The organism is Flavobacterium lacustre (genome assembly GCF_027474525.2).
In the GTDB taxonomy this organism is placed as follows: domain Bacteria; phylum Bacteroidota; class Bacteroidia; order Flavobacteriales; family Flavobacteriaceae; genus Flavobacterium; species Flavobacterium lacustre.
In genome coordinates this window covers 2,335,323-2,348,647 of sequence record NZ_CP114882.2, presented here as the reverse complement: position 1 = coordinate 2,348,647, position 13,325 = coordinate 2,335,323, and the positions used below count along the sequence as shown (strand labels likewise).

The 13,325-nt window shown below is 33.9% G+C and carries 16 protein-coding genes; 13 read left to right on the top strand and 3 right to left on the bottom strand.

What is annotated here, in order from left to right; translation table 11 throughout:
- The first annotated feature begins 75 nt into the window (after positions 1-75).
- The 3 genes from O6P34_RS10200 (at position 76) to O6P34_RS10190 (ending at position 2,144) form a co-directional block, all read left to right on the top strand.
- On the top strand, positions 76-927 hold the full coding sequence (locus O6P34_RS10200) for an aldose 1-epimerase family protein (RefSeq protein WP_269684408.1): 852 nt from the start codon (positions 76-78) through the stop codon (positions 925-927).
- Positions 928-945: 18 nt separating this feature from the next.
- Positions 946-1,494, top strand: a complete 549-nt coding sequence (locus O6P34_RS10195) for a GNAT family N-acetyltransferase (protein ID WP_269684407.1) — start codon at positions 946-948, stop codon at positions 1,492-1,494.
- Positions 1,495-1,592: 98 nt separating this feature from the next.
- Positions 1,593-2,144, top strand: coding sequence for a DUF3575 domain-containing protein (locus O6P34_RS10190; protein WP_269684406.1), 552 nt, complete (start codon positions 1,593-1,595; stop codon positions 2,142-2,144).
- 1 nt (position 2,145) lies between these two features.
- On the opposite strand, the gene O6P34_RS10185 is transcribed toward O6P34_RS10190, so the two are convergent.
- Together O6P34_RS10185 and O6P34_RS10180 are read right to left on the bottom strand one after the other, a co-directional pair.
- Positions 2,146-2,376: a VF530 family protein gene (locus tag O6P34_RS10185; RefSeq protein WP_269684405.1), complete on the bottom strand. Its 231-nt coding sequence runs from the start codon at positions 2,374-2,376 to the stop codon at positions 2,146-2,148.
- A 146-nt stretch (positions 2,377-2,522) separates the two neighbouring features.
- On the bottom strand, positions 2,523-3,206 hold the full coding sequence (locus O6P34_RS10180; protein ID WP_269684404.1) for an OmpW/AlkL family protein: 684 nt from the start codon (positions 3,204-3,206) through the stop codon (positions 2,523-2,525).
- A gap of 144 nt (positions 3,207-3,350) precedes the next feature.
- Between O6P34_RS10180 and smpB the strand changes: the two genes are divergently transcribed.
- The 3 genes from smpB to O6P34_RS10165 all read left to right on the top strand — a co-directional run bounded on the left by smpB (position 3,351) and on the right by O6P34_RS10165 (position 5,721).
- A complete protein-coding gene (smpB, locus tag O6P34_RS10175; protein WP_269684403.1) occupies positions 3,351-3,803 on the top strand; it encodes an SsrA-binding protein SmpB in 453 nt (150 codons plus the stop codon).
- A gap of 84 nt (positions 3,804-3,887) precedes the next feature.
- Positions 3,888-4,526 (top strand): hypothetical protein, encoded by a 639-nt coding sequence (locus O6P34_RS10170; RefSeq protein ID WP_269684402.1) that lies wholly within the window; start codon positions 3,888-3,890, stop codon positions 4,524-4,526.
- A 145-nt stretch (positions 4,527-4,671) separates the two neighbouring features.
- A complete protein-coding gene (locus O6P34_RS10165; protein ID WP_269684401.1) occupies positions 4,672-5,721 on the top strand; it encodes a Fic family protein in 1,050 nt (349 codons plus the stop codon).
- Between the two features lie 27 nt (positions 5,722-5,748).
- On the opposite strand, the gene O6P34_RS10160 is transcribed toward O6P34_RS10165, so the two are convergent.
- A complete protein-coding gene (locus tag O6P34_RS10160) occupies positions 5,749-6,390 on the bottom strand; it encodes a protein-L-isoaspartate(D-aspartate) O-methyltransferase (RefSeq protein WP_269684400.1) in 642 nt (213 codons plus the stop codon).
- Between the two features lie 145 nt (positions 6,391-6,535).
- On the opposite strand from O6P34_RS10160, the gene O6P34_RS10155 reads away from it, so the two are divergent.
- The 7 genes from O6P34_RS10155 (at position 6,536) to O6P34_RS10125 (ending at position 13,256) form a co-directional block, all read left to right on the top strand.
- The gene (locus O6P34_RS10155) at positions 6,536-7,501 is read left to right on the top strand and encodes a Gfo/Idh/MocA family protein (protein WP_269684399.1); all 966 of its coding nucleotides are present in this window, start codon (positions 6,536-6,538) and stop codon (positions 7,499-7,501) included.
- An 88-nt stretch (positions 7,502-7,589) separates the two neighbouring features.
- Positions 7,590-8,477 carry a 3-hydroxyacyl-CoA dehydrogenase family protein gene (locus tag O6P34_RS10150; protein ID WP_269684398.1) on the top strand — a complete coding sequence of 296 codons (888 nt, stop codon included), beginning with the start codon at positions 7,590-7,592 and terminating at the stop codon, positions 8,475-8,477.
- A gap of 28 nt (positions 8,478-8,505) precedes the next feature.
- Entirely contained in the window at positions 8,506-9,171 is a 666-nt protein-coding gene (locus O6P34_RS10145) for a YggS family pyridoxal phosphate-dependent enzyme (protein ID WP_269684397.1), read from the top strand.
- An 85-nt stretch (positions 9,172-9,256) separates the two neighbouring features.
- On the top strand, positions 9,257-10,618 hold the full coding sequence (locus tag O6P34_RS10140; protein WP_269684396.1) for an exonuclease domain-containing protein: 1,362 nt from the start codon (positions 9,257-9,259) through the stop codon (positions 10,616-10,618).
- A gap of 27 nt (positions 10,619-10,645) precedes the next feature.
- Positions 10,646-11,485, top strand: coding sequence for an ion transporter (locus tag O6P34_RS10135; protein ID WP_269684395.1), 840 nt, complete (start codon positions 10,646-10,648; stop codon positions 11,483-11,485).
- Positions 11,486-11,580: 95 nt separating this feature from the next.
- Positions 11,581-12,507, top strand: coding sequence for a tRNA (adenosine(37)-N6)-dimethylallyltransferase MiaA (gene miaA / locus O6P34_RS10130; RefSeq protein WP_269684394.1), 927 nt, complete (start codon positions 11,581-11,583; stop codon positions 12,505-12,507).
- A gap of 8 nt (positions 12,508-12,515) precedes the next feature.
- On the top strand, positions 12,516-13,256 hold the full coding sequence (locus O6P34_RS10125) for an acyl-[acyl-carrier-protein] thioesterase (protein WP_269684393.1): 741 nt from the start codon (positions 12,516-12,518) through the stop codon (positions 13,254-13,256).
- The last annotated feature ends 69 nt before the right edge of the window (positions 13,257-13,325 follow it).

The following is a 13,325-nucleotide window of genomic DNA, read 5'->3' as shown; positions in this document are numbered from 1 at the left end:
TAATCTCCGCTTTTATTGAAAATTATCAAATATATTTACGCTATAAATGATTTTTAAAATTAACCGGAACCTATTTTGACTACAACTATTAAAAACTCGAATCTATCGGCTGAAATTAATCCTTTTGGTGCGGAATTAATCTCTTTGAAAAGCAACAATAATAAAGAATACATTTGGGAAGGAAATCCAGATTTTTGGGGAAAACATTCTCCGGTTTTGTTTCCAATTGTGGGAACTCTAAAAAACAATTCGTTTTTATATGAAGGAACCCAATATCATCTTTCCCGACACGGTTTTGCCAGAGATATGACATTTGAGTTAATTGAAAAAAAAGAAAACAGTGCCACTTTCTCCATAAAATCTTCAATGGAAACTTTAAAAAAATATCCTTTTGAATTTGAATTGCAATTAATTTACACACTGCATAATTCAAATTTAGACATTGAATACAAAGTAATTAATACCGGAAAATCAAAAATGCCTTTTTCTATCGGAGCTCACCCGGCTTTTGCTTTAGCGGGAAATTTCGAAAATTATTCAATTGCATTCGAAAAAGAAGAGCCTTTAGAATATTATCTTTTAGAAAATGATTTAATTTCGAACAAGACGGCAACCATTCAACCGAAACAGAAGCAAATTCCGTTGACATATGATTTGTTTGAAAATGATGCCTTAATTTTCAAAAAATTACAATCGAATGCATTGACCATTTTAGAGGATTCAAATCCTGTATTAACCATTCATTTCGAAGATTTTCCAAGTTTAGGGATTTGGACCAAAATGAATGCGCCTTTTTTATGCATTGAGCCATGGTTTGGATATTCAGACACAAATGAAAACTCGGGTAATTTATTTGAAAAAGAAGGCATTCAGGTTTTAGACAAAGACCAGACTTTTCAAGCTAAATTCAGTATTGAAATTCTTTAATACGCTAAAAAAAATAATATGCTAGCCATTAATTTTTCTCCTTTTCCAAATCTTGAAACCGAACGTTTATTTTTAAGAAGAGTCGATGTAAAAGATGTAAACGAAATAATTGCGTTGCGTTCGAATCCAGAAACGATGAAATATATACCAAGACCTTTGGTAAAAACTATTGAAGATGCGCTTGAACATATTGCAATGATGGATGCTAAAATAGAAAATAACGAAGGCATCAATTGGGCGATTACTCAAAAAGGAAATCCAAAACTAATTGGTGTTATTGGACATTACAGAATTAAACCAGAACATTATCGAGCAGAAATTGGCTATATGCTGCTTCCTGAATTTAGTGGAAAAGGCATAATTTCTGAGGCTGTAAAAGAAGTTGTCAAATATGGTTTTAAAGGGATGCAACTGCATTCGATTGAAGCTGTTATTGATCCTGAAAATAATGCTTCCGCAAAAGTTTTAGAGAAAAATGGATTTGTAAAAGAAGCACATCTGAAAGAAAATGAATTTTTTGAAGGTCGTTTTTTAGATAGTGTTATTTATTCCCTTTTAAATAAATGAGATTATTAAAAAGTTACGGAACTGAAAAAGAACCTATTTCATATGTTCTATATCTCTATATTTGCTGAGAATTTCAGTCCAATTTATTCCCCCATTTTATGAAAAAGATTTTCGTCCTCTTTATTCTTGTTTTTTCGGTTCAAATACAAAGCCAAACTAATCTAAAAGTAAATGCATTTACAACTTTATTGACGATTCCAAATGTAGGTATTGAAACGAGTATTGGTAAAAAATCAACCTTTCAATTTGATATTTTAGCTTCACCATGGAAATCAATCAAAGGAAATCCAAGACAGTTTTACACTTTTATTCCTGAATACAGGTATCATTTTCATGAAAAATACAATGGTTTTTATGTTGGTGCTCACCTTGGTGCGACGCTGTTCAATTTTCAAAAATGGAACTATTTGAATACAGGTAAATACGAAAAAGGATTTGGATATGTTATGGGAGCAACCATTGGATATCAAACCAAGATTAACGATAAATTTGGGTTAGATTGCTTTTTGGGTGGCGGAAATCAACAAGGCTTTTACAAAGGGTATTACATCAGTACTGGCGAACGATACGATAAAGCTAAAGATTACAATAAAAGCGGAGAATGGTTGCCTTACAGAGGTGGCGTTATGATTTCGTATCGCTTAAATTGATTTAATTTCTATTCTTTGTAATCGTATTGAGGTACAATTCTTCGACTTTTTTTCTGGCCCAATCTGTTTTTCTTAGAAAGGTCAAACTGGATTTCACACTTGGATTTTCATTAAAACATTTAATTTTAATCAATTCGCCCAAGGTATCAAATCCGTAATAATCCGCTAAATATTCAACGATTTTTTGCAGCGTGATTCCGTGAAGCGGGTCTTTTGATTTTAAATTTTCCATTTTGCAAAGATACTAAATCATCAAACAGTAAATTCTAAATTAATTCGAATTTAGTTTACCAGCCCTTTAAATACCTAAAAAAATGGCATAAAAAAAGTCATTATGTTATGGATAATGACTTTTTTCTAATTTGAAATTAACTAAATCTAGAATTTCATTCCTACACCCATTCCTAATACTAATGGATTGATGGTTACATCTGCAGGAATACTTAATCCCGGTGCTAAATTTGAAGCATCAACAGTTACATCTGTTTTTAAGAATAACTTTTTAGCATCAACATTGATGAAGAATTTTTCATTCAACATCAAATCAAATCCAACTTGAAAAGCATAGCCTACATTATTTTTGTAAGAAATATTTTTTACAGTTGAACCTTCATCTACATTATAAAAAATCGTATAATTAACCCCTGCTCCTACATATGGCTTGAATACTTTTTCGGCAAAAGGTGAAAAATGATATTGAGCCGTTAATGTTGGAGGTAATAAATAAACACTTCCTAAATCAACATTGTAATTTGTAGGGCCTCCAATTGCAGAGATATTAGACCCTACTGTATTTACATCATGTTTTGTAGTTCCTAAAATTAACTCAGCAGCAAAATGTTCTGTAAAGAAATAAGTAAAATCTAATTCTGGAACAAAAGTATTAGAAATTGCTACGTCTCCGCCAATAACTCCAATTTTTGCACTCTCATAAGGAATCACTGCAATTCCTCTTAAACGAGCCTGCCATTTTTTAAAATCCTGTGTTTTATTCTCTTCTTTGGTTTGAGCATTTAATGTCAAAAATGACACTGCCAAAAAGGCAAAAATTACTTTTTTCATACTGGGTTTGGTTTTAAATTATTAAACAAAACTAAGTGCTTCCTTTTCAATAGAAACTGATATAAATCATGTTTTCAAATTATTTCGTCTTATTCCTGATTAATCCTTTACATTTTTTCTTTTTTATTATACATTTGTCAATCTATGCTAAAAACAGTCAACATACTCAATAAAAGAGCCCGATTCGATTATGAAATAATTGAAACTTTCACTGCAGGAATTGTTTTGGCCGGAACCGAAATAAAATCAATTCGGTTAGGAAAAGCAAACATTACAGAAAGCTTTTGCGAGTTCAGCAATAATGAACTTTTTGCCATCAATACTTACATCGAAGAATATACTTTTGGGAACCAATTCAACCATAAAGCCAGAAGCGAAAGAAAGCTTTTGCTGAATAAAAGAGAATTAAAAAGTTTAGCCCGAAGTGTGCAGGCAAAAGGACTAACTATAATTCCTTTAAAATTATTCACGAACGAAAAAGGAATGGCTAAACTTCAAATTGGCCTTTGTAAAGGAAAGAAAACCTACGATAAAAGAGAATCGCTTAAGGAACAAGATACAAAACGTGATTTAGACCGAATTAAAAAATCATTTTAGTACTCATTATTTAAGGGGAACAATCAATATATCATTGATTTATTTGTTAATTTTATTACTTAATAAACTTAATAAATTAAAGTTATGAAACAGTTCTTTCTTTTATTATCCTGTATTTTCATTTTGAGTTGCGGAAGTACTACTTCAATTGTAAAAAGTTGGAGAGATCCGGAAACCACCATTGCAAAAGAGCAATTTAAAAAAGTATTAGTTGTCGCTTTCGTTAAAGACGAAACTACCCGAAAAATTATAGAAACCAGAATCGCATTACGGAATCCTATATTCAAAACTTCCTACAACTATCTAAACGGAACCAACTTAGACCTTACCAAGGAACAAAAACTAAAAATTCTTAACAGCGAAAATTTCGATGGTGTGGTCACCATGCGTTTAGTAAGCATCGAAAAAGAAACCCATTATGTTCCTGGAACCAATACTTCCCTTTATTATGGAGGTATGGGAGGCATGTATGGCGGAATGTATGGATACGGTTTTAGCAATTGGTACGGCATGTATTCCCCTCATTTTTATGATCCGGGATACTTTCAGGAAACTACTTTTTATCTGGTAGAGACGAATATCTTTTCATTGAAACGAAATAAATTAATTTGGACAGGAACCACTAAATCCGCTCATATTACTAATGTGGGTGAAACAGTAGATGCAATCATGGAAACCGTCATTAATGAAATGAGAAAAGACGGTTCACTTCCCAAAAAATAGTTTTTGCTTTCTAAAATTCTTAGATGATTTATTAAAAATTTTTTAGCGGAATAAATTCAAAAAAACAATACCTATTAAAGTGTTGTTTTTTTTTAGTTTAAAAAAAATGACTAAGTTTGTCAAGACAATCTTTACTCCTTCTTAAATGAAAGTACTCCTCAAAAATGCAAGAGAAAAAAAAGGTTTGAAAACCCGAGAAGTAGCACAAAAACTTGGGATTGATCAAGCCTTAATCAGTAAGTTTGAAAGTGGCACCCGAAAACCAACCAAAGATCAAATTATAAAACTGGCTTCCTTATTAGAAATTGATTTTGAAACACTAATGGTAATTTGGCTAAAAGAAAAAATCCTTTACGAAATTGGTCAAGAAGAATTTGCCTTAAAAGCACTGATGGTTGCCGAACAAGAAATTAAATACAACAATTCTATTTCAAGTAAAAAGATTTCGTCGTCCTTACAAAAAATCCTGAATGAAATTGACTCCTTAAAATCAAAACTGGAAACCTACAAAAAGGTTGATGCTTTAAAAACTAATAAAGTTTTAGCATTAGAATATACTTTTGAAAGTAATAGAATAGAAGGAAATACGATGACACTTGACGAAACTGATTTGGTTATCAACGAAGGACTCACCATTTCCGGAAAAAGCATGCGTGAACATCTGGAAGCGATTAATCACCAAGAAGCCATTGCTTTTATCAAAGATTTTGTGCAAAAAAATAGTATTTTAAATGAACGTGATCTGTTGACTATTCACAATTTGATTTTGAGAGGAATCATTCCGCAAGATGCCGGACGCTATAGAAAAATCCAGGTGCTGATAAACGAAAGTACTCATGTGCCTCCAGAACCAAACTTAGTTCCCAAAGAAATGGAAGATTTTTTTGTTTGGTATGAAATCAATAAAAACAAAGTACATCCGGTCATTTTAGCTGCCGAAATGCACGAACGTATTGCTTCCATTCAGCCTTTCATTGATGGCAACGGCAGAACATCCCGCTTGATAATGAACTTGATTTTATTACAAAATGGTTATGTTATTGCTAATATCAAAGGAGATTATGACACCCAAACCAAATATTATAAAGCTTTAGAAACAGCTCAAATAAAAAACAATAAAGAAGATTTTATACTATTTATTGCTCAAACAGAAAAAGAAAGTTTACAACATTACATCAGTATTATTAGTCAATAAAAACCCAATACAGCAGCGGGTTTTAGTTTAATTTTTATCTTCTAATAAAGGAACAAAACGAAACTCTCCAAACTCGTGTTTCTCGAATTGAGTTTCGTTTTTACGAATTAATAAAGTCATAATTTGAACATCTTCACCTAAAGGAATTACCAACCTTCCTCCTATTTTTAATTGTGCCATCAACGGCTGAGGAATAATTGGAGCTCCGGCAGTAACAATAATACTGTCAAAAGGAGCGTAACTCGGTAAACCTTTGTAGCCGTCACCAAAAGAAAGATGTTTGGGACGAATTCCTAGTTTCGGAAACAATACCGATGTTTTTTTGAACAGTTCATTCTGGCGTTCTACACTATACACTTTGGCTCCCATAGTACACAAAACAGCCGTTTGATAACCGGAACCTGTTCCAATTTCTAATATTTTATGTTCCTTTTTTACTTCTAATAATTGAGATTGAAATGCAACCGTGTAAGGTTGTGAAATCGTTTGGCCGGCACCAATAGGAAATGCTTTGTCCTGATAGGCATAATCTTCAAAACTGGAATTGAGAAACAAGTGACGGGGGATTTTTTTTATCGCATCCAAAACAGTTGTATCGGTAATTCCTTTTTGTTGCAAAACGCTTACTAATTGATTCCGAAGTCCTTGATGTTTGGCTGTGTCTTTCAAAATTTTGATGTTTTATTTTGGTAAAAATAGAAAACAAATTCTAATTTTAAATACTGAATTTTAAAATTAAAATTGGATAAATAATTGTTCCATATCGATAATTATTTAATCAATTTATTGCTATTTTTGTAGAAATTACATCATTATGCTGAAAATTGGAGTATTAGGTGCCGGCCACCTAGGAAAAATACATTTGCGCTTATTGCAACAATCTGAAAAATATGAATTAGTTGGATTTTATGATGAAAATCTAGAAAACGGGGCTAAAATTGCTGCTGAATTTGGTTACAAACAATTTGATACTATTGCCAAATTAATTCATGCTGTTGACGTTATAGATATTGTTACCCCTACTCTTTCTCATTACAAATGTGCGAAAGTTTCCATCAAATCCGGGAAACACGTATTTATTGAAAAACCTATTTCAACCACTGTTGAAGAAGCCGAAGAAATTATCGCTTTGGCAAAAGAATATCATATAAAAGGACAAGTGGGTCATGTCGAACGATTCAATCCTGCTTTTATTGCTACCAAAAACATGATTGAAAACCCCATGTTTATTGAAGCACATCGTTTAGCAGAGTTCAATCCGCGTGGAACCGATGTTCCTGTGGTGCTCGATTTGATGATTCACGATATTGATGCTATTTTGAGTGTCGTAAAATCTAAAGTTAAAAATATAAATGCCAGTGGTGTTTCGGTTATCAGTGAAACTCCTGATATCGCAAATGCCCGAATCGAATTCGAAAACGGTTGTGTCGCTAATTTAACGGCCAGCAGAATTTCGATGAAGAACATGCGCAAATCCAGATTCTTTCAAAAAGATGCCTATATCTCCGTTGATTTTCTCGAAAAGAAATGTGAAGTTGTAAAAATGAAAGATGCGCCGGAAGTTCCCGGAGATTTTGATATGATTTTGCAAAATGCAGAAGGCGTTAAAAAACAAATCTACTTTTCGAATCCAAATGTAGAACAAAACAATGCTATTTTGGATGAATTAGAATCCTTTGCAGACGCTATCAATAACGATACAACTCCAGTTGTTACTTTAGATCAAGCAACTGATGCTTTAAAAGTTGCTTATCAAATTATTGATTGTTTCAAAAAATAAATTTAAAATTTGGTTCAAAGTTTAAGGTTTAAAGTTGCATTAGGGAACTTTAAACTTTAAACTTTTTTAACTTTAAACAAAAACACAAATGAAAACAATAGCCGTAATCGGTGCAGGAACAATGGGTAACGGGATTGCTCATACGTTTGCCCAAAGTGGTTTCACCGTAAAATTAATTGATGTTTCCGAAAAATCATTAGACAAAGGAATGGCAACTATTGCTGCAAATTTGGATCGAATGTTGGCCAAAGGAACCATTACTCAAGACGATGTTGTAAAAACAATTACTAATATTATCACTTACACTGACATTAAAGATGGTGTTGTTGGTGCTGATTTGGTCGTTGAAGCAGCAACCGAAAATGTAGAATTGAAACTGAATATTTTCAGACAATTAAATGAAGCTTGCTCACACAATACTATTTTAGCTACCAATACTTCTTCTATTTCTATTACCCAAATTGGAGCGGTTGTAGCGCATCCGGAACGAGTGATTGGAATGCATTTTATGAATCCGGTACCAATTATGAAATTAGTTGAAATCATTCGCGGATACAACACGAGTGACGAAGTGACTCAAATCATCATGAATCTTTCCGAAAAATTAGGAAAAACGCCTGTTGAAGTTAATGATTATCCAGGTTTTGTAGCCAATAGAATTTTGATGCCTATGATTAATGAAGCCATAGAAACATTATACAACAAAGTAGCTGGCGTTTATGAAATTGATACCGTAATGAAACTGGGAATGGGACACCCTATGGGACCTTTACAACTAGCTGATTTTATTGGATTAGACGTTTGTTTGGCAATTCTAAACGTGATGTATGATGGATTCAAAAACCCAAAATATGCACCTTGTCCTTTATTAGTAAACATGGTCCGAGCTGGCAAAATGGGAGTAAAATCTGGTGAAGGTTTCTACGATTATTCGGCAAGCAAAAAAGCCGAAAAAATTGCCAAGCAGTTTATATAATTTACAGCTCATAAAAAACTTTCGACACATGTCTATAGAACAAAATTTACTTGCCATAAAAGCAACATTACCGGAACAAGTAACGCTAGTTGCTGTTTCAAAAACCAAACCCATTTCGGATTTGATGGAAGCTTATGAAGCAGGACAACGTATTTTTGGTGAAAACAAAATCCAGGAAATGGCCGAAAAATGGGAAGCCATGCCCAAAGATATTCAATGGCACATGATTGGTCATGTACAAACGAACAAGGTCAAATTTATGGCGCCTTTTGTAAGTTTGATTCACGGCGTGGATAGTTTGAAATTACTACACGAAATCAACAGACAGGCACAAAAAAACAATAGAATTATCGATTGTTTGCTTCAAGTATATATTGCCGAAGAGGAAAGTAAATTTGGTCTAGATGAAGATGAATTAAATGGAGTTATTCAATTCATCACACAAAATAGCGAAGTTTATAAAAACATTCGAATTGTTGGATTAATGGGGATGGCTACTTTTACAGATAATCAAAACCAAATTAAGAAGGAATTTACCCATTTGAAATCTATCTTTGATAATTTAAAATCCACGGAGACTGATAACTTACAACTGAACACTATTTCTATGGGAATGTCTGGCGATTATAAACTCGCTATTGACTGCGGAAGTACAATGGTTCGGATAGGAAGTAGTATATTTGGGGGACGATAATTTGATTTTTGATAAAAGTACCTTTTTTTGATTTCAGATTTAAAAACTGCTACTAAAACTGAACACTGTAAACCGAACACTGAATTTGTACGCAATACTCGACATAGAAACCACCGGAGGACAATTTAACGAAGAAGGAATCACCGAAATCGCCATCTATAAATTTGATGGTCATGAAATTGTGGATCAATTCATTAGTTTAGTCAATCCTGAAATTCCAATTCAGCCATTTGTAGTAAAACTAACTGGGATAAATAATGCCATGTTACGCTCCGCTCCAAAGTTCTTTGAAGTGGCCAAACGCATTATCGAAATGACAAATGATTGTGTGATTGTAGCGCACAACGCCTCTTTTGATTACCGAATTTTGAGAACAGAATTCCGAAGATTAGGATATGATTTTCAAGCTAAAACCATTTGTACCGTTGAACTTTCCAAAAAATTAATACCGGAACAACCTTCGTACAGTTTAGGAAAATTAGTTCGCGCTTTGGGAATTCCTATGGCAGACAGGCACAGAGCAAGTGGAGACGCCTTAGCAACTACAAAGCTCTTCCAGATGTTGTTAGAAAAAGATCTGACCAAAGAAATTGTGAAAGATTTCATTAAACTTGAAATCGAGAAAGGAATTTCGCCCAAATTACTCGACATTGTAGAACATTTGCCTTCAAGAACTGGAATCTATTATGTGCATAATGAAAAAGGAAAGCTGATTTACATTGGCAAAAGCCGAAACATCAAAAAACGCATCAACCAACATTTTACAGGAACTACAACCAAATGCAAAAAAATTCAAACCGAAGTTTTTGCAGTAACCTATGAAGAAACCGGAAGCGAATTGATAGCTCTTTTGAAGGAAAGTGAAGAAATAAAAATCAACAAACCCATACACAACAGAGCGCAACGCAAGAGCATTTTTGAATGGGCTTTGTATGCCGAAAAAGATACTAACGGCTATTTGAATTTAAAACTACAAAAAGCCGACGGTCGGAAAAAAGAAATAACCTCGTTTACTACTTTGCAGGAAGGGAAGAATTCATTGTTCCGAATTACTGCTGAGTATCACTTATGCCAAAAATTAACCGGATTATATCAAACCAAAAAAGACTGTTTTCAATATAAAATAAAAGAGTGTGACGGCGCTTGCATTGGCAAAATCTCTACCGAAGAATACAATGCCAGAATTCAGGAATTCATTGACAAAAACAGTTTCGAAAACCAAAATATGGTATTAATCGACAGAGGCAGAACCGTCAACGAACGCTCCGCAGTTTTAATTGAAAACGGAATCTACAAAGGCTATGCTTTTTATAATTTAAATTACCAAATCACCAATATCGAAATCCTGAAAAACATCCTGATTCCGATGCAAAATAACCGGGATGTAAAAAGTATTATTCAAGGTCATATCCGAAAAAGCAAAACATTAAAAATCTTGAAATTTTAATCGTATTTTATTAATCATCAAATAAATATGGAAAAAATAAAATCAAAATTTGAAATTTTCAGGGAAAAAACAAACACGGTAATATACGGAACAAATACCGCTTCAGGCAGACTGTTTGACCTCGTACTTTTAGGAATAATACTCATCAGCGTATTAATCGTTATGCTCGAAACAGTCGCTGGTTTTGATACAAAATACCACGCCCAACTTATTGTTTTAGAATGGATTATAACCATTTTTTTTACTCTCGAATACCTATTGAGAATCATCTCAATAAAAAAACCAATCAAATACATTTTCAGTTTCTATGGCATCATCGATTTAATCGCCACATTACCCATGTATTTGTCCTTTTTTCTTGTTGGAGCCAGCATATTAACCGTTGTTCGTGCCTTGCGTTTGCTGCGATTATTCAAAATTTTAAAACATCCCAAATTCTCCAGCCAATCCATCCATCTCAAAGAAGCTTTGATTGCCAGTAGAGGAAAAATCCTCATTTTCATCTATTTTATGATCATCAGCAGCATATTAATCGGCTCAATAATGTACGTTGTTGAAGGCAAAGAAAGTGGTTTTACCAGCATTCCCACCAGCATTTACTGGACTATCGTCACGCTCACAACAGTAGGTTACGGAGACATTTCGCCCATCACGCCTTTAGGGCAATTCATCGCATCGTTAGTGATGATTATGGGGTATGGCGTCATCGCCGTTCCTACCGGAATTGTCACGGCCGAATTCTCAAAAAATAACACTAAAAATTCAGCTCCCGATAAATTAAATCCTTGTGCTTCCTGCGGAACAGAAGGTCATGAATACAATGCCAAATTCTGCTATCATTGCGGTGCAGAATTAAAAAATAATTAATAACCTGAAGCTAATCCAGCTATACACTGTAACTCCTCGTCACAAAAGATGTTTTTCTTCCTGCGGGGTTTCCGTTACTATCTGGGCTAAAAACAATGAAATACTTAATTACCATTATCGGACCAACAGCAATCGGGAAAACATCCCTGAGCATCGCTCTGGCACAACAGTTCAAATGCGACATTATTTCGTGTGACAGCCGTCAGTTTTTCAAAGAAATGACCATCGGTACCGCAGTTCCTTCTCCCGAAGAATTAGCTTCAGCGACCCATCATTTCATCCAAAACAAATCGATTTTCGAAGACTATACTGTAGGTGATTTCGAAAAAGAAGCCATTACAAAACTTAACGAACTGTATCAAACCAACGATTATGCAATTCTCGTAGGCGGTTCCGGCTTATATGTAGATGCCATTCTCAAAGGTTTTGACGAATTCCCGGATATTGATTCTTCTGTGCGATTAGATGTAACTGCAAATTACGAAAAATCAGGAATCAGCTATTTGCAAAACCAACTCCAGACATTAGATCCTGCCTATTTTGAAAAAATAAATGCCGAAAATCCACAAACTTTACAAAATCCGCAACGCATGATGCGCTTTGTAGAAGTATGCATCGGAACCGGAAAACCGTATTCTTCTTTTTTAAACCAAAAGAAAAACAACCGCAACTTCACTCCTATTCTCATCGGATTAGAAGCCGAAAGAAGTATTATCTATAACCGAATCAATCAACGTGTGGACATAATGATGAACGAAGGCCTTTTGGCGGAAGCCGAAAAACTATATCCAAACAAAACTTTGAATGCCTTACAAACCGTAGGTTATCGTGAATTATTCAGTTATTTTGACGGTGATTTCAGTTTGCCTTTTGCCATAGAAGAAATCAAAAAAAATACCCGAAGATTCTCTAAACGTCAACTCACTTGGTTCAAACGAACCGAAAACACCAAATGGTTTGATTATCTGGAGGACAGAAATAAAATTATAAAGTATATCACCGAAAAAATTCATAATTCATAATTATACCTATGCCAATTTCACCAAATTTCACCTCCATTTTAAGCAAAGATTGGGAAATAAACTTCACACAATGCGCTCCAAATGGCTACTTAAAATACACTGAATTATGTAATCTATTACAACTAACCGCAGCGGCCCACTCTGAAATTGGAGGAATCAGTTTTTCGGATATGCAGGAATTCAATCAGGCTTGGGTATTGAGCCGAATGCGCGTTGAAATCACCGAATTACCAAAATGGCGTGACACGGTTACCGTAAAAACATGGATTAATTCCTTAGAAAATTCACGTTCTGTCCGGGCTTTAGAAATGTATGTAAATGGTAAAAAGATTGTGGGTTCCGAAACCTTTTGGGCTGTTTTCAATACCGAAAAACGCAGACCAGAACCTTTGGCTTTGCCTTACGAGCATTTTGAATTGTATCCCGATAACAAAGCAACTGCAGCAACTTTTTCGAAAATTAATATTACTCACGAGAAAGAAATGGTTTTTGAAAGAACTGTTTTCTTATCGGATTTAGACATTGTCAATCATGCCAATAATGTAAAATACTTAGAATGGTGCTTGGATTTGGTAGACGAAAAATTAATTTTAAAACAAGGAATCAAAAGCTTTGAGATGAATTTCCTCAAAGAATTATCTTTAAAAGATAAAGTCGTAATTCATGAAAATACCGCAGACGAGACTACGATTTTCAGTATTACCAAAGAAGAGAAAACCAGTTTTGCGCTTCAACTGAATTGGAAATAAAAGCCAAATTATAAAAAAAATAAAAAGTATTTCATTATTAAATACTTTTTTTAAATACCTTTGTTAACC

Excerpts from the sequence above, each read along its gene's own strand:
- O6P34_RS10145 (WP_269684397.1), top strand. The coding sequence starts at position 8,506 with ATGTCTATAGAACAAAATTTACTTGCCATAAAAGCAACATTACCGGAA.
- O6P34_RS10165 (WP_269684401.1), top strand. The coding sequence starts at position 4,672 with ATGAAAGTACTCCTCAAAAATGCAAGAGAAAAAAAAGGTTTGAAAACC.
- O6P34_RS10155 (WP_269684399.1), top strand. The coding sequence starts at position 6,536 with ATGCTGAAAATTGGAGTATTAGGTGCCGGCCACCTAGGAAAAATACAT.
- O6P34_RS10150 (WP_269684398.1), top strand. The coding sequence starts at position 7,590 with ATGAAAACAATAGCCGTAATCGGTGCAGGAACAATGGGTAACGGGATT.
- O6P34_RS10135 (WP_269684395.1), top strand. The coding sequence starts at position 10,646 with ATGGAAAAAATAAAATCAAAATTTGAAATTTTCAGGGAAAAAACAAAC.
- O6P34_RS10180 (WP_269684404.1), bottom strand. The coding sequence starts at position 3,206 with ATGAAAAAAGTAATTTTTGCCTTTTTGGCAGTGTCATTTTTGACATTA.
- miaA (WP_269684394.1), top strand. The coding sequence starts at position 11,581 with ATGAAATACTTAATTACCATTATCGGACCAACAGCAATCGGGAAAACA.
- O6P34_RS10125 (WP_269684393.1), top strand. The coding sequence starts at position 12,516 with ATGCCAATTTCACCAAATTTCACCTCCATTTTAAGCAAAGATTGGGAA.
- O6P34_RS10185 (WP_269684405.1), bottom strand. The coding sequence starts at position 2,376 with ATGGAAAATTTAAAATCAAAAGACCCGCTTCACGGAATCACGCTGCAA.
- O6P34_RS10170 (WP_269684402.1), top strand. The coding sequence starts at position 3,888 with ATGAAACAGTTCTTTCTTTTATTATCCTGTATTTTCATTTTGAGTTGC.
- O6P34_RS10195 (WP_269684407.1), top strand. The coding sequence starts at position 946 with ATGCTAGCCATTAATTTTTCTCCTTTTCCAAATCTTGAAACCGAACGT.
- smpB (WP_269684403.1), top strand. The coding sequence starts at position 3,351 with ATGCTAAAAACAGTCAACATACTCAATAAAAGAGCCCGATTCGATTAT.
- O6P34_RS10190 (WP_269684406.1), top strand. The coding sequence starts at position 1,593 with ATGAAAAAGATTTTCGTCCTCTTTATTCTTGTTTTTTCGGTTCAAATA.